16 protein-coding genes are annotated in these 26,098 nt (G+C 69.8%); 6 read left to right on the top strand and 10 right to left on the bottom strand.

Annotated features, from left to right (window positions below):
- Positions 1-48 precede the first annotated feature (48 nt).
- The 3 genes from IEZ15_RS16455 to IEZ15_RS16445 all read left to right on the top strand — a co-directional run bounded on the left by IEZ15_RS16455 (position 49) and on the right by IEZ15_RS16445 (position 2,848).
- Entirely contained in the window at positions 49-954 is a 906-nt protein-coding gene (locus IEZ15_RS16455) for a metal-dependent hydrolase (RefSeq protein ID WP_189277580.1), read from the top strand.
- Positions 955-956: 2 nt separating this feature from the next.
- The gene (locus tag IEZ15_RS16450) at positions 957-2,039 is read left to right on the top strand and encodes a PDR/VanB family oxidoreductase (RefSeq protein ID WP_189277578.1); all 1,083 of its coding nucleotides are present in this window, start codon (positions 957-959) and stop codon (positions 2,037-2,039) included.
- Between the two features lie 86 nt (positions 2,040-2,125).
- Positions 2,126-2,848, top strand: a complete 723-nt coding sequence (locus IEZ15_RS16445; RefSeq protein WP_189277576.1) for a TetR/AcrR family transcriptional regulator — start codon at positions 2,126-2,128, stop codon at positions 2,846-2,848.
- A 12-nt stretch (positions 2,849-2,860) separates the two neighbouring features.
- On the opposite strand, the gene IEZ15_RS16440 is transcribed toward IEZ15_RS16445, so the two are convergent.
- The 9 genes from IEZ15_RS16440 to IEZ15_RS16400 form a co-directional block, all read right to left on the bottom strand.
- The gene (locus IEZ15_RS16440) at positions 2,861-3,208 is read right to left on the bottom strand and encodes a 5-carboxymethyl-2-hydroxymuconate Delta-isomerase (RefSeq protein ID WP_189277574.1); all 348 of its coding nucleotides are present in this window, start codon (positions 3,206-3,208) and stop codon (positions 2,861-2,863) included.
- A gap of 175 nt (positions 3,209-3,383) precedes the next feature.
- Positions 3,384-5,417: an ATP-binding protein gene (locus tag IEZ15_RS16435; RefSeq protein ID WP_189277572.1), complete on the bottom strand. Its 2,034-nt coding sequence runs from the start codon at positions 5,415-5,417 to the stop codon at positions 3,384-3,386.
- A gap of 189 nt (positions 5,418-5,606) precedes the next feature.
- Positions 5,607-10,919, bottom strand: a complete 5,313-nt coding sequence (pulA, locus tag IEZ15_RS16430; RefSeq protein ID WP_189277570.1) for a pullulanase-type alpha-1,6-glucosidase — start codon at positions 10,917-10,919, stop codon at positions 5,607-5,609.
- A 384-nt stretch (positions 10,920-11,303) separates the two neighbouring features.
- Positions 11,304-13,010: a carbohydrate-binding module family 20 domain-containing protein gene (locus IEZ15_RS16425; protein ID WP_189277568.1), complete on the bottom strand. Its 1,707-nt coding sequence runs from the start codon at positions 13,008-13,010 to the stop codon at positions 11,304-11,306.
- Between the two features lie 411 nt (positions 13,011-13,421).
- Positions 13,422-14,489: a LacI family DNA-binding transcriptional regulator gene (locus IEZ15_RS16420; RefSeq protein ID WP_189277566.1), complete on the bottom strand. Its 1,068-nt coding sequence runs from the start codon at positions 14,487-14,489 to the stop codon at positions 13,422-13,424.
- Positions 14,474-16,150: a glycoside hydrolase family 13 protein gene (locus tag IEZ15_RS16415; protein WP_189277564.1), complete on the bottom strand. Its 1,677-nt coding sequence runs from the start codon at positions 16,148-16,150 to the stop codon at positions 14,474-14,476. Before IEZ15_RS16415 ends, IEZ15_RS16420 begins: the two co-directional genes overlap by 16 nt.
- 101 nt (positions 16,151-16,251) lie before the next feature.
- Complete coding sequence (locus IEZ15_RS16410) at positions 16,252-17,145, bottom strand: sugar ABC transporter permease (protein WP_189277562.1); 894 nt, start codon at positions 17,143-17,145, stop codon at positions 16,252-16,254.
- Positions 17,142-18,158: a carbohydrate ABC transporter permease gene (locus tag IEZ15_RS16405; RefSeq protein ID WP_189277559.1), complete on the bottom strand. Its 1,017-nt coding sequence runs from the start codon at positions 18,156-18,158 to the stop codon at positions 17,142-17,144. Before IEZ15_RS16405 ends, IEZ15_RS16410 begins: the two co-directional genes overlap by 4 nt.
- 19 nt (positions 18,159-18,177) lie before the next feature.
- Positions 18,178-19,452, bottom strand: coding sequence for an extracellular solute-binding protein (locus tag IEZ15_RS16400; protein ID WP_114244196.1), 1,275 nt, complete (start codon positions 19,450-19,452; stop codon positions 18,178-18,180).
- 357 nt (positions 19,453-19,809) lie between these two features.
- Here IEZ15_RS16400 and IEZ15_RS16395 point away from each other — a divergent pair, with 357 nt between their 5' ends.
- Positions 19,810-20,877 carry a LacI family DNA-binding transcriptional regulator gene (locus tag IEZ15_RS16395; protein WP_189277557.1) on the top strand — a complete coding sequence of 356 codons (1,068 nt, stop codon included), beginning with the start codon at positions 19,810-19,812 and terminating at the stop codon, positions 20,875-20,877.
- An 88-nt stretch (positions 20,878-20,965) separates the two neighbouring features.
- Complete coding sequence (locus IEZ15_RS16390) at positions 20,966-21,940, top strand: phosphatase PAP2 family protein (RefSeq protein WP_189277554.1); 975 nt, start codon at positions 20,966-20,968, stop codon at positions 21,938-21,940.
- 429 nt (positions 21,941-22,369) lie between these two features.
- Here the strand turns inward: IEZ15_RS16390 and IEZ15_RS16385 are convergent, their stop codons facing one another.
- Positions 22,370-25,360: a bifunctional [glutamine synthetase] adenylyltransferase/[glutamine synthetase]-adenylyl-L-tyrosine phosphorylase gene (locus tag IEZ15_RS16385; protein ID WP_189277552.1), complete on the bottom strand. Its 2,991-nt coding sequence runs from the start codon at positions 25,358-25,360 to the stop codon at positions 22,370-22,372.
- A gap of 532 nt (positions 25,361-25,892) precedes the next feature.
- Between IEZ15_RS16385 and IEZ15_RS16375 the strand changes: the two genes are divergently transcribed.
- The gene (locus IEZ15_RS16375) at positions 25,893-26,072 is read left to right on the top strand and encodes a DUF6191 domain-containing protein (RefSeq protein WP_189277551.1); all 180 of its coding nucleotides are present in this window, start codon (positions 25,893-25,895) and stop codon (positions 26,070-26,072) included.
- The last annotated feature ends 26 nt before the right edge of the window (positions 26,073-26,098 follow it).

Here is a 26,098-nt window from a genome sequence, read left to right as displayed (position 1 = left end):
CGCTGCACGACCCTGTTCCCGCGGTTTACCCATCAGTACATTGACAACATGTCTAACACGCAGCCAGCGCCGGTCGCGTCGCAGCGCACGCAGCTCAAGGCCCGCAAGGTCTCCTTCGCCTGGGAGAAGACACCCCTGCACTGGGTACCGGGCGACCCGTTCGCCACGCACACCATCAACGTGCTCCATCTGCTGCTGCCCGCCGGGGAGCGCTGGTTCATCCATGTGTACCGCCAGGTGCTGCCGTACATCCACGACGAGCAGCTGCGCCAGGACGTCATCGGGTTCATCGGCCAGGAGGCCGTGCATTCCCAGGCCCACGACGACGTCCTGCCCCGTCTGAAGCAGCTCGGTCTGGATCCGACGCCGTACACCGCGCAGGTCGACTGGCTCTTCGAGAAGCTCCTCGGCGACCGGACACTGCCGCCGGGCCGGGCGCGGAAGTGGTGGCTGATGGAGCGGGTGGCGACGATCGCGGCGATCGAGCACTACACCGCGTTCCTCGGCGACTGGGTGCTGAACGCCGACGAGTTGGACCGGCGCGGCGCCGACCCGACGATGCTGGATCTGCTGCGCTGGCACGGCGCGGAGGAGGTCGAGCACCGCTCGGTCGCCTTCGATGTGTTCATGCATGTCGACGGCGGCTACCGGCGGCGGGTACGGACCTGGGCCGCGGCATTCGCCGCGCTGCTCTTCCTCTGGCAGCGCGGCACGCGCTTCTTCATGGAGAACGACCCGAGCCTGCTGCACGGCAAGGCGTCGTTCAAGGAGTTCTACATCAGCGGCCGGCGCGGCACCCTGCCCGCGACCGGCGATCTGCTGCGCTCCATCCCCCGCTATCTGAGTCACGCCTACCACCCCTCGCAGGAGGGCAGTACGGCCCAGGCAGTCGACTATCTCGCCCACTCGCCCGCGGCCACGGCCGCCGAGGCCCGTATGACGGGAACCAGCTGACCATGCCCCTCCCCCTGCCCCGCCTGCGCAGCGTCGTCCTCGTCGCCGGCGCCGCGCTGCTCGCGAAGCGGGCCATGCGGCACCGCATCGAGAACTCCCCGCTCTGGCCGCTGCCGGCCCTGGAGAACCCCGTCTCGGGCCACTGCGACCGCGGTTCCACCACCACCCGCCGCCTGCTGATCACCGAGCGGACCGCCCCCGCCGACGGCGTGGTCCAACTCCGCCTGGAGGGACCCGACCTGCCCGCCTGGCAGCCCGGCGCGCACCTGGACCTCCTGCTGCCCTCCGGTCTGGTCCGCCAGTACTCCCTCTGCGGGAACCCCGCCGATCCCGACACGTACACCATCGCGACCCGGCTGGTCGAGGAAGGCCGGGGCGGCTCCCGCGAGGTCCACGACCGGCTCCACGAGGGCGAGGAGATCGAGGTCCGCGCCCCCCGCAACCGGTTCCCCCTCGTCGAAGCCCCCGCGTACCTCTTCATCGCGGGCGGCATCGGCATCACCCCGATCCTGCCGATGCTGCGTTCCGTCGCCGCCTCGGGCGCCGACTGGCGGCTGCTGTACGGCGGACGGTCCCGCGCCACGATGCCGTTCCTGGACGGGATCGAGAAGCTGGGAGCGGAGGGCGACCGGGTGACGATCGTCCCCGGGGACGAGGCGGGCCACCCGGACACGGCCGCGGCCCTGGCGGACACGGCGGAGGGCACAGCAATCTACTGCTGCGGCCCCGAGCCCCTGATGGACGCGGTCACCGCCGCCCTTCCGCCCGGCCGCACACTGCATCTGGAACGCTTCACGGCAGCGACCACGTCCTCGGCCGACTCCGGCCCCTTCGAGGTCGAACTGCACCGCTCCGGCCGCACGGTCCAGGTGGCGGCGGGCCAGTCGGTACTGGCCGCGGTGCGCGAAGAGCTGAGTCACGTCTCGTACTCCTGCGAACAGGGCTTCTGCGGGACGTGCCAACAGCGCGTCCTGGAGGGCGAGATCGACCACCGCGACGAACTGCTGGCGGACTCGGAACGGGACGACTCGATGCTGATCTGCGTGTCGCGGTGCCGCGGGGAGCGGCTGGTGCTGGATCTCTAGGCGTGGGGGTGGGCTGCCGCTCCACGCCCTGGCCGGCTCCGGCCCACCACGCCTCCGCCACCGCCCCACTGGGTACCCTGTCCACCATGACGACCGGGGTGCGGCGCAGGATGGGCGTCGAGGAGCGCAGGCAGCAGTTGATCGGTGTCGCGCTGGAGTTGTTCAGCCACCGCTCCCCGGACGAGGTGTCGATCGACGAGATCGCGGCCGCTGCGGGGATCTCGCGGCCGTTGGTCTATCACTACTTCCCCGGGAAGCAGAGCCTGTACGAGGCGGCGCTGCGGCGGGCGGCCGACGAGTTGGCCGCGCGGTTCGTGGAGCCGCGTGAAGGGCCGCTCGGGGCACGGCTGTTGAGGGTGATGGGGCGGTTCTTCGACTTTGTCGAGGAGCACGGTCCGGGGTTCTCGGCGCTGATGCGGGGCGGGCCCGCGGTCGGGTCGTCGACGGCGAACGCGATGATCGACGGGGTGCGGCAGGCGGCCTACGAACAGATCCTGGCCCATCTGGGGGTCGAAGACCCCCCGGCGCGGCTGGAGTCGGTCGTGCGGTCGTGGGTTTCGCTGGCCGAGTCGACGGCGCTGATCTGGCTGGACGGGCGGCGAATTCCGCGCGAGGAGCTGGAGATGCAGCTGGTGCACGACTTCGCGGCGCTGGCCGCGGTGAGTGCCGCGTACAACACGGAGATGGCGGGCATCGTGTTACGGGTCTTCGCGCAGGAGCCGGCGGACGGACCGTTCGGGGAGCTGTTGAACCGGCTCTCCGCTCTGGCGCCCGCCGTGCCGGCCGTTCCCGGGCAGCGGCTGCCGTGACGGCTGTGCGGCTCAGCGCTTGCGGTAGGACGGGTCCAGATCACGGGTCTCCGCCGACGCGTGGACGGTGACGTCGACGGGCTTGAGGTGGGCGGCCAGCAGCTCCAGTACGGAATCGGTCAGCTGTGCCTTGAGCTCTTCGGTACGGCCGGGCAGCAGGGCGATCGAAATGTTCAGGACCGCGTCGCCGGTGGCCGCGTCGCCCGCCACGAATTCCTCGATGCGCCGGAAGCGGGTCTTGCAGCCGGCGATCTTCGTGGTGACCGTCTCGGCGACCAGCGGGTGCAGGGCGAGTGCGAAGCCGCGGCGGTCGAAGCTGTCGTCGAGTTCGGCGGAGTAGTCGACGGTGATCTGCGGCATCATGCGCTCCTGGGTGCGGGTACAGCGGGTACAGCGGGTTGTCGGACCTCACATTTACGCTGATCGGCATGACCGCACAAGAGGATTCGTTTCTTGATCCGGATGCTCTGGGTGCCGGACAGGTCCTGGAGCGGTTCGCCCTGGAGCGCGGCCCGCTCTGGGTGCCGGACAGGTCCTAGAGCGGTTCGCCCTGGAGCGCGGCCGCGAGACCCACCTCCGCGTTGTCCGCCCGGCCCCTTTCGAAGGCGCGTTGGTAGGCGGCGTCGCCGACGGCCGCGCGGGCCTGGCGTTCGCAGGCCTCGCGCAGGGGGCCCAGTTCCGGGGTGCCGCGTTGCGGGTGGCCGACCATGCGCCAGTAGACCTGTCCCGTGCCGTACACCCGGGCGGCGCGGGCGCCCGCGCCCTGGGCGGCGATCGCCGCGGCCAGGATGTCCAAGCCGAGCGCGATGCCGAAGCTGTCCCGGAGGCGGTGCTTGCCCGCGAGCATCGAGCGGGCGTGGGCGGCGGAGGCTTCTGCGTCGCCCTGCAGCAGCGCGATCAGGGCGAGTTGGTAGTCGACGTAACTACGGGTCCAGCGCTCGTCCTGGGCCTCGCAGGCCGCGCGCAGGACCATGGCCGCCTCCGCCGCCTCGTCCAGCCGGCCGAGGCTGGTCAGGGCGAAGACGGTGATGAGGTGACAGCGCAGCCGGTAGGCCGTTTCGAGCGGGGTGGCGGCTTTGGTGGTGCGCAGTACCCGGTCGACCTGGCGCAGGCTCGCCTCGGGGCGGCCGGTCATCAGATGGGTGAGGCCGCACAGATAGGCGGCGGCGAGGATACCCTCGTCCGTCCCGTCGCGGGCCGCCTCCCTGGTGCACTCCCTGCCCAGGCGCCGGGCGGCCGGATAGTCGCCCTGGAGCATGACGGTGATGCCCAGCACCCACAGGGCGCGGGTGCGGTGGGGGCCCTCGGCCGGTCCGGCGTCCAGGGCGCGCTGAGCGTATTCGCGGGTCTGCGGCAGATGGCCGCAGCAGCACCAGAAGAAGCCGATCCGGCCCGCCATCTCCTGGGCGGCCCCGGTGTCATGGGCCAGCAGGTGGTCGAGGGCGGCACACAGGTCTGCGTGCGACTCGGCGATGCGGTGGTACCAGGTGATCTGTTCGTCGCCGGTCCAGCCCGCGTGGGCGTGGCGTGAAAGGCTGAGGAAGCAGGCGGCGTGGCGGTCGGCGGCGGCCCGTTCCTCGCCGAGCTCGGCGAGCCACATCCGTCCGTACTCGCGGATGGTGTCGAGCATGCGGTGCCGTGCTCCGTCCCGTCCGACGACCGACTTGGCGACCAGGCCGTTCAGTGCCTCGGTCACACCGTCCTCGGTGAGCGGCCCTTCGGCGCAGACCTCCCGGGCCGCGGCCTCGTCGAAGTCGCCGCGCAGGACGGTCAGCCGGGCCCAGAGCAGCCGTTCCAGCGGTGTGCACAGCTCGTGGCTCCAGCCGATGGCGGTGCGCAGGGTGCGGTGGCGCGGCAGCCGGAGCGATTCGTCGGCCGGTACGTCGAAGCGGGAGCCGATCCGCACGGCGGCCTGTTCGACGGTGTCCCGGCCGAGGGCTCCCGCCGCGAGTTCGATGGCGAGCGGAATGCCTTCGAGGCGGCGGCAGATCTCGGCGGCGGCCTCGGCGTTGCCCGGCGCGTCGAGGGCGAGCCCCGGGGCCGCCGCGGCTGCCCGGTCCCGGAACAGGGTCAGTGCGTCGGCCGCGCCCTCGACGGGCAACGGTTCCACCTCGACGAGTCGCTCGCCCCTGATGCCCAGGGGCTGCCGGCTGGTGGCGAGCACGGTGAGGCCGGGTGACGTGGTGAGGATTTCGCCGAGCATATGCGCGCACGCAAAGCGCAGATGCTCGCACGAGTCGAGGACCAGGAGCAGCTCCTTGTCGACGAGCCATTCGCACAGCGCGTCGATGGGCATGCGCAGGGTGTGGTCGCAGAGCCCGACCGCGTCGGAGACGGTCGCGATGAGCAGTCCGTCGTCGTGGAGCGGTGAGAGATCCGCCCACCATGCGCCGTCGCGGTGTCCCGCCGCCGCGTGCCGGGCCGCGCGGACCGCGAGCCTGGTCTTGCCGACACCGCCGGTGCCGATGAGTGTGGTCAGCCGGTGCGCGGCGAGGCTGTGCTCGAGCCTGGCAAGTTCCGCTTTCCGTCCGACAAAGCTCGTTGTCTCCTCGGGGATGTTGCTCGCCATGGTCACCGTCGCTGAAACAGGTGGACCGGCCGGTCCCGGCCCCTGATTCCCGTACTGCGCAGGCATGGGAGGACGCCTGACGTACCGGAAAGGGGCCGGGACCGGCCGGGGGGTAGGAGGGCACGCCCGGGAGTGCGGTGTTGTGGCACTCCCCGGCGGCTGCTGCCTCTCAGCGTAGTCCCGTACGGCTCAGCTCAGGGAAAACACCGCCACTGTGCGTCCCGGGACGGTGAAGCTTCCCGAACTCCTCTCGTACGTCGACTCCTTGACGGTAGGATCCGCGCCCGCAGCCTGAATGGGATGCAGGGCGTACTGCTGCCCGGCCAGGCCGGCGATCTTCTGGGTCTCGGTGCCAGGGGTCGCGTTGAGGACGACCACCAGCTTTCCGAGCCTCATGGTGATCACACCCGGTGTCTCGTCCTTCCCGGAGAGCGGGAAGGACAGGGCGGACTGGACCTGCTCGGTGGTGGAGAGGTCGAAGTCCTTCTCCGTGGAGCGGATGGTGAGCAGGTCCTGGTACGCGGCGGACGCGCCGTTGATCTGTGCGCAGCCGGGGCTGAGCGCGGTGGCGCTCAGCAGCGGCCTGGCATAGGACCACTTGGACTCGTTGTCCGCGGCCGGGGGCAGTCCGCGGCCGAAGCCGTTGCCGTCGCGGCAGTCCCAGTGCAGGGCGTTGAACCAGTCGCCGCTGTCGTACGAGTTGCGGTCCAGGGACTTGGAGCGCAGCAGATCGGTGCCCGCCTGGGAGAGCGAGGGCCCCTGCGAGAGGGTGGCCGTCGCCATCGCCAGGACCTGCATACGGGCCCGGTCCGCCGCCGAGGTGCCCGCCGGGAGCTTGAAGGCGAGCGCGTCGTACAGCGACTCGTTGTCGTGGGCGTCCGCGTAGGCGAGGGCGTCACCGGGGGCCGCTGCGTATCCGGCCGGGGCGCCGTTGTAGTCGACGCCGGCCCCCTTGACCGTGTTGCCGGAGGAGTCGGTGAAGGTGTAGCCGGCGAGGTTGCCGGTGAGGCCGACCTTGATCAGGTCCTGGTAGTGGAGCAGCCGGGCCTTCTGATCGGCCTTCGTGCCATTGGCGGCCGAGGTGTTGGGGTCGGTGTAGAGGCCGGTGGCGAAGCCCTGCACGCCCGGGTCCTCGTCGAAGGGGCTGCCGCCGCGGACGGCGTCGCGGGACCGGTCGGAGAAGGTGGCGATGCCGGTGCCGGCCATGTTCTTCTGGGTGGCCTGGACGAAGCGGGCGTCGTCGGCGATCTCACCGAAGTTCCAGCCCTCCCCGTACAGAATGATCTTCTTGCCGTCGACGCCGTCCTTGGCCACGGTCAGCGCGTCGAGCGCCTTGCGGACCGCAAGGATGTTGGCCTTGGGATGGTGGCCCATCAGGTCGAAGCGGAAGCCGTCGACCTTGTACTCCTTGGCCCAGGTGACGACCGAGTCCACGACGAGCTTGCCCATCATGGTGTTCTCGGGCGCCGTGTTGGCGCAGCAGGTGGAGGTGGCGACGGCGCCGTCCTCCAGCAGCCGCTGGTAGTAGCCGGGCACGATCCGGTCGAGCACGGACTTGCCGTCCTGGCCGGAGGCCACGGTGTGGTTGTAGACGACGTCCATGACGGTCCGCAGACCCGCGCCGTTCAGCCCCTGCACCATCTGCCGGAACTCGACGGTCCGCCGCGTGCCGTTCGGGTCGGAGGCGTACGAACCCTCCGGGACTGTGTAGTGCAGCGGGTCGTAGCCCCAGTTGAACCCGTCCTGTGCCGCGGCCTTCGCCACGCAGGCCTGCTGCTCCTCGGAGTCGGGGGCGTACACGGACAGATCGCAGGCCGGCTTCTGCTGGGCGGACTTCTTCTCGGGGATGGTGCCGATGTCGAAGGCGGGCAGCAGATGGACGTAGCTCGTTCCGGAGTCGGCCAGCTCCTCGAGGTGCTTCATCCCGTCGGAGCGGGTGTCGGTGAAGGCGAGGTATTCGCCGGGGTGCTTCGAGGTGGGGTCCGCGATCGAGAAGTCGCGGATGTGCAGCTCCTGGATCTGGGCGTCACGCAGCGGGACGGCGGCGGGCTTTTCCAGCCCGGACCAGCCCTTCGGTGCGAGGCCCGGGTCATCGAGGTCGACCACGAGGCTGCGCGCGGAGTCCGTGGTCAGTGCGGTGGAGTACGGGTCCGTGACCTTGTTGGTGACGATCTTCTGCACGGTGGGCGCCCACACCTTCACCACGAAGCGGTACGGCTTGCCGGTCCACTTCGCGGTGCCCGTGACGGACCAGACGCCGGTGCGGTCGTCGCGCCGCATCGGGACGCTCTTCCCGTCGAGTTCCAGGGCGACGGTCTGCGCGGTGGGGGCCCAGACGGACAGCGTGGGGCGGCCGTGGTCGAAGACCGGGCCGAGTGAGGCGGTGGCCGCTTTCTTCCCGTAGAGGTCGTCGAGCACTCCCGCGCTCTGTACGCCGGTGGCGGCGAGCAGCGCACCGTTGGCGGCGCGCTGGGTGGCGATCAGCTGGCCGCGCAGCGCCTCGCGCACCCTGTCCCGGTCGCGGACGTCGACGGTGAACGCCGGGTAGTCCTTGAGGTGCGGGTACTTCGCCTTCTGCGCGTCTGTCAGCGCGGACGGTGCGAGCCGCAGCCACTGCCCCTCGTCGGAGAGTGCCCCGTCGACGACGGAGATGCCGCCGCCCGATGCGTGGACGAGCTGCTGGCTGGTGGCTTCGGTCGCCTTCACCTTCCACACGACGGTGTCGGAGTCGATCCACTGCGCCTCGGCCCTGGTGAGGTCGGGCGTGGGTACGCCGCCGGTCTGCGGCAGCAGATAGCCGGGCGTGGAGCCGAGCATCCAGACCTCGTGACCGTAGGTGGCGATGTCGAGCGACTGGTCGCTCGGCAGGTCCTTCTCGTCGCCCTTGTGCAGGATGTAGCTGAGCGAGGTGGCACCGTCGGTGAGCGGCACCTCGAAGGTGACGCCGGAGGCGTCCTTCTTCACCGGCTGGAGCGGCTTGGCCCAGTCGGTGGGGTCCTTGGCACCGGTCCAGGTGTGCAGCCCCCAGCCGTCGTAGTCGCCGTCGGCCCGGTAGTAGTGCAGTACTGCCTTGGTGGTGTCCTGCGGCGGGTAGGCGCCGTCGGGGGCCTCGTCGGCCTGGCCGTCCTTGCCCTGCTCGATCCAGACCTGCCCGGTCTTCGCGAGATCGATGCTGCGCCGGGGACCGTCGGGGGTGCCGGACTTCTCCACGGTGTACGGGACCGAGGTGGTGCCCTCGTCGAGCTTGATCCAGGCGAAGGCGCCGAAGGCGTCCCGTCCGATGAAGTCGGCCGTCGTGTCGCCGGACTTGACCTGGTGTCCGTCGTAGTCGCCGTCCGCTCGCTTGTAGTGGACGACGGCGTAGTCGCGCTCGACTGCGACGGGCTTCTCGGCGGTGGGTGCCTGGCCCGCGGTGGAGGAGGCCTGGGCACTCGCGGTGCGACCGGCACGGTCGACGACAACCGCCTTGTAGCGAAGGGGGGTTCCGGCGGGAACCGAGTCGCCCACGGTCTGGGTGACCTTGTACGGGGCGTGGTCGGCGGAGCCGAGGGTGACCCACTTGCCGTTGCCGGTCTGGGCTGCGAAGACGACCCGGTTGAGAGAGCCGCCGTCGACGTCCGCGGAGATCTCGACGGTGCCGGTGGCCCCGGCGGCGGGTGCCGTCAGCGTGATCGAGGGCTTGGCAGCCGGGGTGCCCAGGGGCTTCTCGGCGCGCAGCACGATGCTGGAGAGCGCGGGCACGGTGACGGTGAGCTTCTTGTCGGTGCCGCTACGGGTCAAGAACGAACCACCGTAGATCGTACGGAAGTTCATGCCTGCCGAGGCCGTCGGAAGCTCGACCGTCCTGGCCTCGCTGCCGTTGTTCGTGGCTACGACGTACTCGTGTCCCTGCTCGGGGTCCGTACGGGAGAAGGCGTACACGGACCCTTCCGCGTGGCGCTCGGTCTGGACGCCGTTGCGCAGAGCCGGGTTCTTCCTGGTCAGCTCGGAGAGCGCGGCGATGTTCCGGTAGAGCGGGTGCTTCGTGTCGTACGCGTCGAAGGCGTGGGTGCGGTCGGTGCCCAGCTCGTCGTCGTCGAGGTAGTCGGCGGTCTTCGAGGCGAACATGGTCTGGCGGGCGTCCTTGTCGCCGCCCGCGCCGGTGAAGCCCTGCTCGTCGCCGTAGTAGACGACGGGGTTGCCGCGACTGAGGAACATCAGCTCGTTGGCGAGCTGTGCACGCTTGACGAGTTCCGCGTCATCGGCCTTCGGGTTGTCCTGCTTCAGGAACGAGCCGATGCGTCCCATGTCGTGGTTGCCGAGGAAGGTGACCTGCTCGTAGGCGTTGGCCTTGTCGGTGGTGTACCGGTAGTCGTCACCGAAGACGGTGGCGATTTTCGAGGCCGGGGCGCCCTGCGAGGCGTACTGGCGTGCCGCTTCCTGGAACGGGAAGTCGAGCGTCGCGTCGAGCCTGCCCCGGGTGACGTAGGGCGAGGTGATGGCGGTGTCGGCGGAGTAGACCTCGCCGAACATGAAGAAGTCCTTGCGCCCGTGCTTGGCCGCGTAGGCGTCCAGGGCGGTCGCCCACTGGGTCCAGAAGTCCAGGTCGACGTGTTTGACGGTGTCGATCCGGAAGCCGTCGATATCGAAGTCCCGGACCCACTTCTGGTAGATCTTCTCCATGCCGGAGACGACCTCGGGCCGCTCGGTCCACAGGTCGTCGAGGCCGGAGAAGTCGCCGTACGTGGTGGACTCACCGGCGTAGGTCGAGTCGCCGCGGTTGTGGTACATCGTCGGATCGTTGAGCCAGGCCGGGACCTTGTTCCCCGTGTTCTTCGGTGTGTACGGGAACGAGTCCGCGTCCACCTTCGCCAGGCCCTTGCCGTCGTCGAACGGGCGGCCGTCCTTGTCGAGGTACGGGTAGGCACCCTTCGGCCGGTAGCCGTAGGTCTTCTCGGCGTAGTCGACGGTGTCCGCGGTGTGGTTGGTGATGACGTCGAAGAAGACCTTCATGCCCTTGCCGTGGGCCTTGTCGATCAGTTTCGACAGGTCGGCGTTGGTGCCGAAGTGCGGGTCGACCTGGGTGAAGTCGGTGATCCAGTAGCCGTGGTAGCCGGCCGATGCGTCCTTGCCGGTGCCCTGGACGGGGCGGTTCTTGAAGATCGGGGCGAGCCAGATGGCGGTGGTGCCGAGGTCCTTGATGTAGTCGAGCCGCCCGGTCAGGCCCTTGAGGTCACCGCCCTGGTAGAAGCCCTTGTCCGTGGGGTCGTAGCCGGTCTCCAGGCGCGAACCGGTGAGGCCGCCGCGGTCGTTGGACGTGTCGCCGTCGGCGAACCGGTCGGGCATGACGAAGTAGAACTGTTCACGCGTCAGATCGTGACGGGCGGGCTCGGCGGCGAGCGCCGCGTCCGACGGCGGGCCCGGGGGCCTGGGCGCAGCGGAGGTGGCTGCCGCCGGGACGACGGGGATGAGCGCCGCGCACAGAGCGGCGACGACTCCCCGTCTGAGGGAGGTACGGGACACGGGGCAGGAACTCCTTGGTTGCGAGGGTTGTGGGGTTCTCGGGGTGGACGGTCTTGTGGGGTGGACCGGGGGTCGGGGGTCCACCGGGGCGTCTCCTCGGACGCCGCGGCTCCACGGCACCGCAGGGGAACGGTGCAATCACTGCGTCGTCCTGCGGGAATCGCCCTGGCGCGCCCCCGTCCCGGGGCGACCACGCCCTGTCGGACGGCGCGCCGGGAGGGGACGTATCGGGGCGATCCCCGCAGGGTGAAGCAGCAATAGGACGGTTCGCCACGGTGCCGGGGAGTCTGCGGCGCCCGAGGAGACACCCCGATGCGGCACCGCCCCCGGTTCAGCCCCCGGACCGGGACGACGTGGTCGGCCGCCCCGGCCCGGGCACCGGGTTCAGCCGCGCCAGACGTCGCTCGTCAGCGTCGCCTTGCCGAAGGACGGCACCGTCGCGGTGCGGTTCGCGCCGCTCTCCCAGGTGACGTTGCCGCTCGCGTCCTTGCGGAGGTACTTGTACTCGAACGACGTACCGGCAGGCATGTTCACATCGAGCTTCCAGACCGGGTACGTGGCCGGGTCGAGCTTCAGTGCGCTGCCGGTGTTCCAGTTGCCGAGGGCGGCCTGGTTGCCGGTCACGTAGATGTTCTGGCCGAGCTGTGTGGTGGCGTCGACGCCGAACGAGGCACCGGAGGTGCTGGTGCCCGGGTCCGTGCTGCCGCCGCCCGCGCAGGTACGGGCGTTCACCTGGAGCGCCAGGGCCGTGTTGGCGCCGAGCGTCGCGGTGAACTGGCCGGAGCCATTGACGGTGACGCCGTTGCCGGACTGGATGTCGCAGTAGTCACCGGCGGGCAGCGACGTCTGGAACGTACGGGTCAGCGAGGAGCCCTCGTGGTTGATGGCGACGTATGCCTTGGAGCCGCGGCCGAACGCGATCCGGTCGCCGCCGTTGTCCCACCAGTTGGTGACGGCCTCGCCGCGCGCGGTGTTGCGGAAGCCGACCATGGAGGAGATCTCACGCCAGGCGTGCTGGCACTTCCAGCCGTCGCTGTAACAGGCGTTCACCGTGCCGCCGCTCGGCGGACCGGCGTCCTTGTCGGTCCACTCGTAGCCGGAGTGGACGTCGGGCGAGCCGTACGGCCAGGCCAGCATGAAGACACTGGCGAGGGTGTAGTTGGCGCCGTCCTTGTAGTTCAGTGTGTCGCCGCCGCGTTCGGTGTCGTGATTGTCGACGAAGACCGCGGCCTTCGACGACGGCATGAAGCCCCAGCCCTCGCCGAAGTTCTTCAGGTGGGCGAGGTTCTCGTTGTTGAAGACCTGCTTGAGGCTGCGGGCGTAGCGGAACTCCTGGACGTCCCCCGTGCCGGTGTACTCGTCGGGCGAGACGGCCTCGCCCGCTCCGTGGATCGCTTCCTGCTTCCAGTAGACGCCGGGGTTGTTGAGGCGCGACTTGATGTTGGCGAGGTCGGCCGCGGGCATGTGCTTGGCGGCGTCGATGCGGAAGCCGTCGACACCGAGGGAGAGCAGGTCGTTCAGGTATCCGGCGATCCTGCCGCGGACGTAGTCCTCGCCGGTGTCCAGGTCGGCGAGGCCGACGAGTTCGCAGTTCTGGACGTTGGCCCGGTCCTGGTAGTTGCTGATCTGCGCGGTGCAGTCGTCCAGGTCGGCCGCGGAGTACACGCCGGGGTAGTTGTACTTGGTGTACGAGGAGCCGCCGGTGCCGGTGCCCGATCCCGCCGACATGTGGTTGATGACGGAGTCTGCGACGACCTTGACTCCCGCGCTGTGGCAGGTGCTGACCATGTCGGCGAAGGAGGTGCGGTCGCCGAGCCGTCCGGCGATCCTGTAGCTGACCGGCTGGTACGAGGTCCACCACTGGCCGCCCTGGATGTGTTCCTGGGGCGGCGAGACCTGTACGTAGCCGTAGCCGGCCGGGCCGAGGGAGTCCGTGCACGCCTTGGCCACCGAGTCGAACTTCCACTCGAAGAGAACGGCGGTGACGTCCTTGTCGCCCGGGGTGGAGGCCTGGGCGGTCGTGGTGGGGGCCACGAGAGCGGCGGCGCCTGCTATCAGGGCGAGCGCTGCAGACAGTGGTCTGCGTGCCATGTTTCCTCCTGCTGTGGGGGAAATGCGGGTGACGGTGCAGCCTCACGTGGCAACGCGCCCTGCCCTCAAGGCTCCTGAAGGTTCTTGCTGCAAGAATGCAAACCTTGCCGCGGTGGAGACCGTACGAGCCCGTCCGGCCTCGGTCAACCCTTTGGACACCGCCCGCTCACATCCACGAAATCCAGCAGTTTTCTTTCTGCAAGGTCTTACGCAAAACATTGCAGCACTGTTAGGTTTCTCCCGACTCCGGTCCGGTCGGCCGGGGGTTCGGTGACCCCGGACCCCACGCGCCCGGCCGGCCGGGCCGGTCACGGACAAGAGAGGCACCCGGAGTCGCTCACTCCCCGCCGGCCCATTCAGGGCCGACTCCCGGTGCCTCTCCTGTACGCCCGGACACCCACGGGCCGGGCCTCAGGCGCCGCGGACCGCGGCGGTGGAGCCCCGCACCACCAGCTCCGGCTGGAACACGTACTCCGTACGCTGCACGGGGCTGCCGCCGATCTCCTCCAGCAGGGCGCTCACCGCGGCCGCGGCCATCGCCTGTACGGGCTGGCGCACCGTCGTCAGCGGCGGATCGGTGAACGCGATCAGTTGCGAGTCGTCGAAGCCGACCACAGACACGTCGCGCGGCACGTCGAGCCCGCGCTCCCGGGCCGCACGCACCACACCCAGCGCCATCAGGTCGCTGCCGCAGACGATGCCGGTGCACCCCTGCTCAAGCAGCGCACCGGCCGCGACCTGGCCGCCCTCGACGCTGAACAGCGTGGAACGGACGAGGAGTTCGGCCTCGGCGCGGCCCAGGCCCAGCAGGTTCACGGCGGCTTCGACGAAGCCCTCCCGTTTGCGGCGGGACGGCACATAGCGCTGCGGCCCGATGGCCAGGCCGACCCTGCGGTGACCGAGATCGGCGAGGTGTCCGACGGCCATCCGTACGGCGGCGGAGTCGTCGGGCGAGACGAACGGGGCACTGATCCGTTCGTTGTAGCCATTGATCAGGACGAACGGTACGCCGCGGTCGGTGAGCGCGGCGTACCTGGCCGGGTCGGCCGACATGTCGGCATGCAGCCCGGAGAGGAAGACGATCCCGCCGACGCCCCGTTCGACGAGCTGCTCGACGAGCTCGTCCTCGGTGGCGCCGCCGGGCAGCTGGGTGCAGAGCACCGGGGTGTAACCGTGCCCGGCCAGTACCTGTTCGACGGACTGCGCGAACGCCGGGAAGATCGGGTTGATGAGCTCGGGCGTCACCAGTCCGATCAGCCCGGCGCTGCGCCGGCGCAGCCGTACGGGGCGTTCGTAGCCGAGGATGTCCAGCGCGGCGAGCACCCGCTGACGCGTGGTGTCCGCGACGCCCGGTTTCCCGTTGAGCACCCGGCTGACGGTCGCCTCGCTGACCGCTGCCTGGCCGGCGATGTCCGAGAGTCTCGGCGCACCGCCGGTCCCAGGGCTTCTGGGCAGGGGGACGGTCACACCGTCCACCACACCGTGGTGTCCGCGGGCAGTTCGATCTCGGCACCGTCGGCGGCGACCGGGGTGCTGGACAGCAGCACGGTGCCGCGTACGGGGATGCGTACCGGACGGCCTGTCGTGTTGACGGTGCAGACGAATCCGGGGCGGGCGAAGATCAGCAGACCCTCGGGGGCCTGGAGCCACTCCACCACGGTGCCGGCGCCGAGCCCCGGGTGCACCCGGCGGGCGGCGATCGCGGCCCGGTACAGCTCCAGCGTGGAGCCCGCCTCGCCGGTCTGCGCCTCGACGCTCAGCCCGCCCCAGCTGTCGGGCTGGGGCAGCCAGCTGCCGCCGGTGCCGAAGCCGTACGAGCTGCCGTCGCGGGTCCACGGAATCGGCACCCGGCAGCCGTCGCGGAAGCCGTCCTGGCCGTCCGCGCGGAAGAACGACGGGTCCTGACGGACCTCGTCGGGCAGGTCGGTGACGTCGGGCAGGCCCAGCTCCTCGCCCTGGTAGACGTACGCGGAACCGGGCAGCGCCAGCATCAGCAGGGTGGCGGCGCGGGCCCGGCGCAGGCCCAGCTCGCGGTCGCCGGCGTCACGGATCTGGGTGCCGAGGCCGGGCGGGTTGGCGAACCGGGTGGCGTGCCGGGTCACGTCGTGGTTGGAGAGCACCCAGGTGGTGGGGGCGCCGACCGGACGCATCGCGTCCAGCGAGGTGTCGATTACCTTGCGGAGCTCGGCGGCGTCCCAGGCGGTGGACAGGTACTGGAAGTTGAACGCCTGGTGCATCTCATCGGGGCGCACATAGTTGGCGGTGCGCTCGACCGTGGGGGTCCAGGCCTCGGCGACGGCAATGCGTTCGCCGGGGTACTCGTCGAGGATGGTGCGCCAGGAGCGGTAGATCTCATGGACCCCGTCCTGGTCGAAGAACGGCATGACGTCGTTGCCGAGCAGCTTGAGCTGGTCGTGGGTGCCGAGGTCGGGCAGGCCCTCGGCCTTGACGAGGCCGTGGGCGACATCGACCCGGAAGCCGTCGACACCCATGTCGAGCCAGAAGCGCAGGATCGAGCGGAACTCGTCGGCGACGGCCGGGTGTTCCCAGTTGAAGTCGGGCTGCTCGGGCGCGAAGAGGTGGAGGTACCAGTCGCCCGGGGTGCCGTCCGGGTCGGCGGTCCGGGTCCAGGCGGGGCCGCCGAAGATGGACTCCCAGTCGTTGGGCGGGAGTTCGCCGTCCGCGCCCTTGCCGGGGCGGAAGTGGTAGCGCTCGCGCAGCGCGGAGCCGGGGCCCTCGGCGAGGGCACGCCTGAACCACTCGTGCTGGTCGGAGGAGTGGTTGGGCACCAGGTCCACGATGATCCGCAGGCCCAGGTCGTGGGCGTCCCGGATCAGCGCGTCGGCGTCCAGCAGGGTGCCGAACATCGGGTCGATGGCACGGTAGTCGGCGACGTCGTAGCCCGCGTCGGCCTGCGGGGACGCGTAGAACGGGCTGAGCCAGACCGCGTCGACGCCGAGGTCCTTGAGGTACGGAAGTCTGTCCCGTACGCCTGCGAGATCGCCCATGCCGTCGCCGTTGCCGTCGGCGAAGCTCCGCGGATAGACCTGGTAGATCACCGCGTCCTGCCACCAGCCGGTGCGGTGGCCCGGAGCGTCGTCGGACGTGCCGGTGGAGGGGGCAGCGAGGTGCTGGGTCATGTCGTCCCTGGGGTGTCTGGGTGGGGAGCGTCGCCGGGACCGGGTCGGGATTCCGGCGACGCCGTGACTTGGTGCGTGCGGGGCGTACGGGGCGGGCCGCGTCAGCCCTTCACGGCTCCGGCGGACATGCCGGTGACCAGATGGCGCTGGGCGAAGAGGAAGACCAGGGCCGCGGGTATCGCGATGAGCACGGACGCGGCGGTCATCGGCCCCCACTGGGCTCCGTACTGGTTGACGAAGAGCTGCAGTCCGCCCGCGAGGGTGAGGTTGTCCTCGCCGACCATGAAGGCGGAGGCGTACGCCACTTCGCCCCACGCGGTGATGAAGGAGTAGAACGCGGTGACGGCGAGGCCGGGCTTGGCGAGCGGCAGGATGAGCCGCCAGAACGTGCCGAACGGGGTGAGGCCGTCGACCTGCCCGGACTCGTCGATCTCGCGCGGGATGGTGTCGAAGAAGCCCTTCATCATCCAGGCGCAGAACGGCACCGAGATGGTGAGGTAGGTGATGACGAGGCCGGCGGGCTGATTCAGCAGCCCCATGCCGGCCATGATGTTGTAGATCGGCACGATGAGGACGGCGACCGGGAACATCTGGGTGATCAGCAGCGTCCACATCAGCCCGCGCTTGCCGGGGAAGCGGAAGCGGCTGACGGCATAGCCGGTGGAGGCGGAGATGATGACGCCGAGAAGCGTGGTGAGTCCCGCGATGAGCAGGGAGTTGCCGAACCAGGTGAGGAACTTCGTGTTCTGGATCAGGTTCGTGTAGTTCTCGAACGTCGTCTCTTTGAAGAAGTCCGTGGTGGTCGCGTACGCGGCGGGCTTCAGCGAGGTGAGCAGGACCCACAGCACGGGGAAGACGGCGATCACGGACGCGACGATGAGCGTGAGGTGCAGCCCGACGGAGGCGATCGGCGAACGCTCGCCGCGCAGCCGGACCTTGCGCGCGGAGTGCCGTGCGGAGGTCGCCGGGACGGTGGTTGCGGGGGCGGTGGTCACCAGTCGTCTCCCTGTGTGCGGAGGACTCGCCGGTACACGGCGGCGAAGATCATCAGGAGTACGAGGATCAGCACGCCCCAGGTGGAGGACTGCGCGAAGTCGCGCGGGCTGATCTCGAAGGAGAACTTGTACGCCTGGGTGACCAGGATCTGGGTGGCTTCACCGGGTCCGCCGCGGGTCAGCAGGTAGATCACCGGGAACATGTTGAAGGTCCAGATGGTGGAGAGCAGGATCACCGTGGTGGAGACCGGCCGCAGTCCGGGCAGCGTGATGTGGCGGAACCGCTGCCAGGCGGTGGCGCCGTCCATCTCCGCGGCCTCGTACTGCTCGCTGGGGATCGACTGCAGTCCGCCGAGCAGGGCGACCATCATGAACGGCACGCCGAGCCAGACGTTGACGGCGATGACGGCGAACTTCGCCCAGGTGGGGTCGTTCAGCCAGGGTATGCCGTCGATCCCGCCACCGGAGAGGATCTTGTTGAGCAGCCCGCGGTCCTCGTTGTAGAGGAAGCGCCAGGCGAACACGGAGACGAAGCCGGGGATGGCCCAGGGCAGGATGAGCGCCATCCGGTACGCGGAGCGTCCGGCGATCCTGCGGTTGAGGATGTTGGCGAGGGCCATGCCGAGAGAGAAGGTGATGGCCACACAGGAGACCGTCCACACCAGGGTCCACCCGAGCGTGCCGAGGAACTGATTGCCCGTGAGCGCCTCGGTGTAGTTGTCCAGGCCCACGAACTTGTACGTGGCGGGCGAGTGGTTGACACCGATGGACCGCTCGACGTTGCGCTCATTGGCATCGGTCATCGACAGGTAGATGCCGCGGACCAGCGGGTAGCCGATGATCACGCCGATCACGACGACGACCGGGGCGACCATGGTCCAGGCGTACCAGTGGGTCGACAGAGCCCGCCGGAGCCTGCTCGGCGGCGGGGGGTTGCCAGTACCGCGGCTCCGGCCGCGGGCGACGTCGTCGCCCGCGGCCTTCGCCACCGACTGGCTGGTGTGGACAGCCATCAGTCGGCCTGCCTTCCTGTTACTTCCAGCCCTTGAGGAGCTTGCGGTAGGAGTCGCCGGTCGTCTTGACGGCCTTCTCCGGCGCGGTCTGGCCGGTCAGGACCTTGGTGTACTCGGTGACGAGCGGCGCGAAGAGGCTGCCGGTCTCCGGGATCCAGGGGCGCTCGACGGCGGTCTCGACGACGGGCTTGAAGAAGCCGACGATCTCGTTGTCGACGACGTCCTGCTTGGCGTAGGCGGAGGTACGGGTCGGCAGGAGGCTCAGCTCCTTGGTGACCTTGGCCTGGGTGTCGGCGGACGTCATGTAGTCGACGAACGCGTAGGAGGCGTCGAGGTTCTTGGACCCGGCGTAGACGGCCAGGTTGTGACCGCCCTGCGGGGCACCCTGCGCGGCGGAGCCGGCCGGGACCGGGGCGATGCCCAGGTTGGCCTTGTCCTTGAACTCCTTGCCGGCGTAGGTGTCGGCGACGGCCCACGGGCCGTTGATCATCATGGCGACCTTGCCGTCCTTGAAGGACGACTGCATGTTCTCCCAGCCGTCCGTGGCATCGGTCTTGGCCGCACCGGAGTCGACGAGGTCCTTGACGACCTTCATCGCCTTGACGCCCTCGGGGTTGTCGATGGTGACGGACTTGGTGGAGGCGTCGACCATGTCGCCGCCCTCGCCGTACAGGAAGGAGAGGAACCAGTACGCGTCGTCGCCGCGCAGGTACATACCGGTCTTGCCGGTCTTGTCCTTGATCTTCTTGGAGACGGTCTTCAGCTCGTCGATGGTCTGGGGGACCTCGACGCCGGCCTCCTTGAAGATCTTCTTGTTGTAGAAGATGCCCATGGAGTCGATGACCTGCGGCACCGCGTACGTCTTGCCGTTGTACTTGGTGGACGCGGCGGCCTGCTTCAGGAAGTCGTCCGGCCTCTGCAGCGCGGCAGTGCCGTCGAGCGGGGCGAGGTAGTCGAGGTCCGCGAACTCGGGGGTCCAGGCGACCTCGGAGCGGATGACGTCGGGCGCGTCGGAGCCGGACTGGGCCGCGTTCTTGAACTTGTTCTGCGCGTCGCCGAAGGGCACGTTGACGTACTTGATGTGGACCTTCGGGTGCTGCTTGGTGAAGTCCTCAGCGATCTTCTTGAAGACCTTGTCCTCGCTGCCCACGGTGGAGGTGTCCCACCACGTCACCGTGCCGGAGAGCTCGCCCGAGCCCTTGCTCGTGCCGTCGGACTCGCTGTCGCTGCCGCAGGCGGTCGCCGCGAGCGCCAGGGCCGCGACCAGGGCGGTGGCCGTTATGCCACGTCGCATCTGAACTCCTTCAACTGCCGTACCGCTCCGTCGCGGCGCCGGGTCGACGTGAACGTAACAAGGATGAAAGAACGCCGAAAGAGTTTGCGGAAGATTTCTGCAAGCTTCGGCGATCGTTACATTCGCGTGTCCTCACGGTTGCCGTCAAGCCTCTTGACGCGAGCCGTCAATCCCTGGCAGTGGCAGGCCACAGCCCACGATGCCGCAGTGCGACGATCTGACTGCGATCCGCAATCCGGGCTCGCAAGACCTTGCAAGATGTTGCCGCGATCCCACTCCGGAGCACCCCACAGGTACGGTCGTCCGATTCCTGTGGATGGTGGGCAATCCGACATACGCCCGGTACAGTCCACTTCCATGACCGCACGGCTTGCCGATATCGCAACTCAGGCGGGGGTCAGCGAAGCGACGGTCAGCCGTGTACTGAACGGCAAGCCCGGTGTTGCAGCGGCCACCCGTGAATCCGTTCTCGCCGCGCTCGACGTTCTCGGCTACGAACGGCCCGTACGGCTGCGCAGGCGCAGCGCGGGACTGGTCGGGCTGATCACGCCCGAGCTGGAGAACCCCATCTTTCCGGCGCTGGCCCAGGTCATCGGCCAGGCGCTGACCCGGCAGGGCTACACCCCGGTGCTGGCGACCCAGACCCCCGGCGGCTCCACCGAGGACGAGCTGACCGAGATGCTGGTCGACCGTGGCGTCTCGGGCATCATCTTCGTCTCCGGGCTGCACGCCGACACCTCGGCCGATATGCAGCGCTACGAGCAACTGCGCGCCCAAGGCGTCCCGTTCGTCCTGGTCAACGGCTTCTCGCCCAAGGTGCAGGCGCCGTTCATCTCACCGGACGACCGGGCCGCGATGCGGCTCGCGGTGACACATCTCGTGTCGCTGGGCCATCAGCGGATCGGCCTGGCGGTAGGGCCCAAGCGGTTCGTGCCGGTCCTGCGCAAGATCGAGGGCTTCCATTCCACCGTGCAGGAGCAGTTGGGCCTCGCCCCGGCCGAGGTGGAAGAGCTGATCCAGCACTCGCTGTTCACCCTGGAGGGCGGGCAGGCCGCCGCGTCGGCGCTGATGGAGCGGGGTTGCACGGCGGTGGTGTGCGCGAGCGACATGATGGCGCTCGGCGCGATCAGGGCCGCCCGCCGGCTGTCGCTGGAGGTGCCGCGCGATCTGTCGGTGGTCGGTTACGACGATTCGCCGCTCATAGCGTTCACCGATCCGCCGTTGACCACGATCCGTCAGCCGGTCACGGCGATGGGCCAGGCCGCCGTGCGCACCCTCCTGGAGGAGATCGGCGGCACACCCGCTCCGCACAGCGAGTTCGTCTTCATGCCCGAACTGGTCGTTCGCGGTTCAACGGCCGCAGGTCCCGGCCCCGCTCCGGCTTCCACCGCCGGAGCCGTTCCAGGATCGCACGCCCGCTCCTAGCGCGCAGTACCAGCAGTTCAGATGTGCAGCCCCGAACCGATCGGAGGATGATCGGGCGGGGGGAACATTTCTGGCAGACTCTGTGCCTATGGGTGAATTGAGCGTGACGTCACAGGAAGGCCGGCCGGAGGCCACCGCGTCACCCATCGTGGACGAGGCGGCCCCCACGGCAAACACTCGGCAGAACGCCGGGTGGCAACGCGGCGGCCCGGCGAGACTGCGTTCCCTGCGATCCCCTCGCCGGCCGCGCATCTGGTTCGAAATCCTGCTGATTGCAGCCAGTTACTGGGTGTACTCGCTGGTGCGCAACGCCGTCCCCGAGCAGAAGGCCGAGGCCCTGCACAATGCCGACTGGATCTGGTCGGTCGAGACCCGCCTGGGCATCGCTGTGGAGCAGACGGTCAACCATGCGGTGAATTCCGTGACATGGCTGATCGTGTCGATGAACTACTACTACGCGACACTGCACTTCATCGTCACCGTCTGTGTGCTGGTGTGGCTGTTCCACCGTCACCCCGGCCGTTACGCGGCGGCCCGTCTGGCCCTGTTCGCGACCACGGCCGTGGCACTGCTCGGCTACTACTTGTACCCATTGGCACCGCCCCGCCTGATGAACGGCGGCCACTTCATCGACACCGTCCTGGTCCATCAGACCTGGGGATCGATGGCCTCGGGCAACTTCAAGAACATGTCGAACCAGTACGCGGCGATGCCCTCGATGCACATCGGCTGGTCGCTCTGGTGCGGCCTGACCATCTTCGCGCTGGCCTCCGCCCCCTGGGCGCGCATCCTGGGCCTGCTCTACCCGGCGCTCACCCTGCTGGTGATCGTGTCGACCGCCAACCACTTCTGGCTGGACGCGCTGGGTGGCATGACGTGTCTGGCCTTCGGTTACGCGATCTCGTACGCCTGGTACGGCTCGCTGCCGCACCACCTCCCGAAGCGGGTTCCGCTGCCGCGGGAGAGGTCGCGGCCGGCCGGCCTGTCCGCGGGCACACCGATCCGGACGCAACGCCCGGCGACGGACGCGGCAGCACGCAATTCGAGCCCGTCCGGCGTTTGAGGACATCTTTCGGACCCTCCGGCGTTTGAGCACCGGGGTCCGGGGCGGAGCCGCATATCGATGCTGCCGGGAAGGGGCTGGCAGGGGACAGGCCCGGCCGGCCCGCCCGTCGCCGAGGCCCGCCGGAGCCGGCCCGCCTCGCTGTGCACACGTACCGGCTCGTCCAGGGCCTCGTTGTCGGGGCACGGGCCGGGCGGACGCGGCGTGCGAACCGGCGCTGGGCGCGTTCATCGGACACTGCCGCGCACTGCTGGACACAAAGGACACATCAAGCCGGCCCAGGGCTTGAGGGCGCCCTCCAGCCGGTGCGGCGCTTGAGGACGCACCGAGCCGCCCGGCCTTGAGGGCATCCCTTCAACCCGTCCGGGACTTGAGAACCGGGGCTCCGGGGCGGAGCCCCGAAAGGCCCCGCGCCCTGGCGGGCCCCCCTCACGCACCGTAGAACCGCTCCTCCACCACTGCCCGCGCCCGCCTCGTAATCCGCCGGTAGTCGTCCAACATGTCCCCGACATGCCCCGGCTCGTACCCCAAGTACCGCCCCACCGCCGTGAGTTCGCGCGGCCCCGACGGAAACGTGTCGCCCGGCCGCCCCCGCACCAGCATCACCGCATTGCGGACCCGCGTCGCCAGCACCCACGCCTCGTCCAGCGTCTGCGCGTCCTCGCCCGAGATCAGCTCCGCCGCGCACGCCGCGGCCAGCGCCTCGCGGGTACGGGTCGTCCGCAGCCCCGGTTCCACCCAGCCGTGCTGCATCTGCATCAGCTGGACCGTCCACTCGACATCGCTCAGCCCGCCGCGCCCCAGCTTGGTGTGGAGCGTCGGGTCCGCACCGCGCGGCAGCCGCTCGGACTCCATCCGGGCCTTCAGACGGCGGATCTCGCGGACCGCGTCCTCCCCGAGGCCCTCCATCGGGTAGCGCAGCGGATCGATCAACTCGATGAAGTCACGGCCGAGTTCCTCGTCACCGGCCATCGGCTCGGCGCGCAGCAGCGCCTGGCTCTCCCAGACCAGCGACCACCGCCGGTAGTAGGCCTCGTACGACCTCAGCGTACGCACCAGCGGCCCGCTCTTGCCCTCCGGCCGCAGATCCGCGTCGATGATCAACGGCGGGTCGGCGGTGGGCAGTTGCAGCAGTCTCCGCATCTCGGACACCACCTGGTTCGCGGCCCGGCCCGCCTCCTGCTCGTCGACGCCCTCGCGCGGTGAGTGGACGAACAGCACATCGGCGTCGGAGCCGTATCCGAGCTCGTGTCCGCCGAAACGGCCCATGCCGATGACCGCGAACCGGGTGGGGAGGGTGTCCCCCCACTGTTCACGTACGGCGGCGCGCAGGGCGCCCGCGATCGTGACGGCGTTGAGATCGGTGACAGCATTGCCGACCCGGTCGACGAGGGCCCCGGGGTCCTCCTCGGCGGGGCGCTCCTCCGTACCGTACGAGCCGATGAGGTCCGCGGCCGTGGTCCGGAACAGCTCGCGCCGACGCACCCCGCGGACCACGGCGACGGCGGATTCGGCACCCTCCGCGCGCCCCACCGCGGCCAGCACCTCCTGCTCCAGGTGCTCCCGGCTGCGCGGCTTCAGCCCCTGCGGATCGCCGAGGATCGCCACCGCCTCGGGCGCACGGAGCAGCAGGTCGGGGGCGAGCCGGCCGGCCGAGAGCACCCGGGCGAGGTTCTCCGCGGCCGCGCCCTCGTCCCTCAGCAGCCGCAGGTACCACGGGGTCTTGCCGAGTGCGTCGGACACCTTGCGGAAGCCGAGCAGCCCGGCGTCCGGATCGGCGGAATCCGCGAACCAGCCGAGCAGCACCGGCAGCAGGGTGCGCTGGATGGCGGCCTTGCGGGACACCCCGGACGACAGCGCCTCCAGGTGCCGGAGCGCGGCGGCCGGGTCGGCGTACCCGAGAGCTTCGAGCCGGTGCACGGCCGCCTTCGCGCTGAGCCGCGACTCACCGGGCGCAAGCTGGGCGACGGCGTCGAGCAGTGGCCGGTAGAACAGCTTCTCGTGCAGCCGCCGCACCACGGAGGCGTGCCGCTTCCACGCCTGGCCGAGCTCGGTGATCGGGTCCGTACGCATCCCGAGGGAGCGCCCGAGCCGCCGCAGATCCGACTCGGCCTCCGGGACCAGATGGGTGCGGCGCAGCCGGTAGAGCTGGATCCGGTGCTCCATGGCGCGCAGGAAGCGGTACGCGTCGTCCAGCTGCGCGGCGTCCACCCGCCCGACATAGCCGCCCGCGGCGAGCGCCCGAAGGGCCTCCAGCGTGGTGCCGCTGCGCAGGGTGGCATCGCTGCGGCCGTGCACCAGCTGGAGCAGCTGTACGGCGAATTCGACGTCCCGCAGCCCGCCGGGACCGAGCTTGATCTCGCGCTCGACGCGGTCGGCGGGGATGTTGTCGACGACTCGTCGGCGCATCTTCTGTACGTCGGCGACGAAGTTCTCGCGGTCCGCGGCCTGCCATACGAGCGGCGAGACTGCCTCGACGTACTCCGCGCCCAGTTCGGGATCGCCGGCCACCGGCCGGGCCTTGAGGAGCGCCTGGAACTCCCAGGTCTTGGCCCAGCGCTGGTAGTACGCGAGGTGCGAGGACAGCGTCCGTACGAGGGGCCCGTTGCGGCCTTCGGGACGGAGATTGGCGTCGACGGGCCAGATGGTGCCCTCGACGGTCGTGTCGGAGCAGATCCGCATCATGTGCGCGGCCAGCCGGGTGGCGGCCTGTACGGCTGCGCTCTCCTCGCAGCCGTCGACGGGCTCCGCGACGAAGATGACGTCGACGTCGGAGACGTAGTTCAGCTCGTGCCCGCCGCACTTGCCCATCGCGATGACGGCGAGCCGGCACTGGGCGGCGTCGGAGGGCACGGCCGTACGGGCGATGGCGAGCGCCGCCCGCAGGGTCGCCGTGGCCAGATCGGCCAGTTCGGCGGCGGCCTCGGCGACGTCCGTCGTACCGCACACGTCGCGGGCCGCTATGGCCAGCAGGCACCGGCGGTAGGCGACGCGCAGCGAGTCGGGGTCGTCGGCCCCGGCGAGCCCCTGCTCGAATTCGGCCACTCCGGGGTGCAGATCGGTGGCCTCGTAGGTGACGAGCGCGTGCCAGTCGCGGGGGTGGCGGGCGAGATGGTCACCGAGCGCCTCGGACGCCCCGAGCACCCCGAGCAGCCGGTCCCGCAGCGGTTTGGCGGTGACGAGGGTGTCCAGGAGGACCTGCCGCTCGTCCGGCTCCTCGGCCTCCACCAGCCGGACGACGCCGCGCAGTGCCAGATCGGGGTCGGCGGTGGCCCCGAGGGCGTCGAGCAGCACCGGATCGGAGCGTACGGACGACAGTTCGGGCAGGTCGAGGAGCCGCTCCGCGGCGGAGGGGTCGGTGAAACCGTGCCGCAGCAGTCGGGTGAATGTACTGCTCCTGCGCCCCGGCACCGTCGTCATTCCGTGCTCTCCCGCTCGCCGCCCACACACAATCCAGCATTCCGAGCCTAGCCCCGCACCGATGATTTCGTAGCGGGTGCGCCGTCCGCACTTCGCAGGCACGATCACCTCAAGGACCCGACCGGGAGGCCCGCATGTCCGGATTCGAACCCTTCGCCGAGCCGGATACCCGCTACGGCCACGAGAACGCCACGGCCGGCCCCTGGTCGGCGGCGAAGGAGCTTTTGACCAGGGGCGGAGATGTACTGGCTGGGCACGGTCCGTCCGGACGGCCGCATGTCACCCCGCTGATCGGGGTGGGGGGCGGAGTGCGCGCTGCACTTCAGCACGGGCGCGTCGGAACGCGAGGGCCGGAATCTGGCCGCCAACCCGGAAGGGGTACTGACCACCGGTGACAACACCCTGTCGGAGGGGATCGACGTGGTGGTCGAGGGCCGGGCGGAGCGTGTGACGGACGGAGACCGGCTGAACCGGCCGGCCCGACTGGTTGCGACGTGTCCTCGCGGCCCGCACGCCTCGTCATGGGCTGGGCGTGGGGGCCTCGGTCGCCGATGAGCTGCACGCGTTCCTCGACTCGGCGAAGCGCGTGGAGATCGAGCACCGGGTGGAGGAACAGGTCCTGAAGGACGACGCGCTGGACGGCGCGCCGCCCCGCATGGGGGTGGACCTGGACGCCGGGACGGCGGTGGTCCGGCGGAAGCCGGAATGCTGAGCCCGGACCGGACCGAGCCGCCCCTG

Origin of the sequence: Streptomyces atratus, from assembly GCF_014648655.1 — a bacterium.
GTDB lineage: Bacteria > Actinomycetota > Actinomycetes > Streptomycetales > Streptomycetaceae > Streptomyces > Streptomyces atratus.
The sequence above is the reverse complement of the archived record's forward strand: the minus strand, read 5'-3'. Positions and strand labels throughout refer to the sequence as shown.

Excerpts from the sequence above, each read along its gene's own strand:
- IEZ15_RS16400 (WP_114244196.1), bottom strand. The coding sequence starts at position 19,452 with ATGCGACGTGGCATAACGGCCACCGCCCTGGTCGCGGCCCTGGCGCTC.
- IEZ15_RS16415 (WP_189277564.1), bottom strand. The coding sequence starts at position 16,150 with ATGACCCAGCACCTCGCTGCCCCCTCCACCGGCACGTCCGACGACGCT.
- IEZ15_RS16455 (WP_189277580.1), top strand. The coding sequence starts at position 49 with ATGTCTAACACGCAGCCAGCGCCGGTCGCGTCGCAGCGCACGCAGCTC.
- IEZ15_RS16450 (WP_189277578.1), top strand. The coding sequence starts at position 957 with ATGCCCCTCCCCCTGCCCCGCCTGCGCAGCGTCGTCCTCGTCGCCGGC.
- IEZ15_RS16435 (WP_189277572.1), bottom strand. The coding sequence starts at position 5,417 with ATGGCGAGCAACATCCCCGAGGAGACAACGAGCTTTGTCGGACGGAAA.
- IEZ15_RS16395 (WP_189277557.1), top strand. The coding sequence starts at position 19,810 with ATGACCGCACGGCTTGCCGATATCGCAACTCAGGCGGGGGTCAGCGAA.
- IEZ15_RS16440 (WP_189277574.1), bottom strand. The coding sequence starts at position 3,208 with ATGCCGCAGATCACCGTCGACTACTCCGCCGAACTCGACGACAGCTTC.
- IEZ15_RS16385 (WP_189277552.1), bottom strand. The coding sequence starts at position 25,360 with ATGACGACGGTGCCGGGGCGCAGGAGCAGTACATTCACCCGACTGCTG.
- IEZ15_RS16445 (WP_189277576.1), top strand. The coding sequence starts at position 2,126 with ATGACGACCGGGGTGCGGCGCAGGATGGGCGTCGAGGAGCGCAGGCAG.
- IEZ15_RS16390 (WP_189277554.1), top strand. The coding sequence starts at position 20,966 with ATGGGTGAATTGAGCGTGACGTCACAGGAAGGCCGGCCGGAGGCCACC.
- IEZ15_RS16425 (WP_189277568.1), bottom strand. The coding sequence starts at position 13,010 with ATGGCACGCAGACCACTGTCTGCAGCGCTCGCCCTGATAGCAGGCGCC.
- IEZ15_RS16405 (WP_189277559.1), bottom strand. The coding sequence starts at position 18,158 with ATGGCTGTCCACACCAGCCAGTCGGTGGCGAAGGCCGCGGGCGACGAC.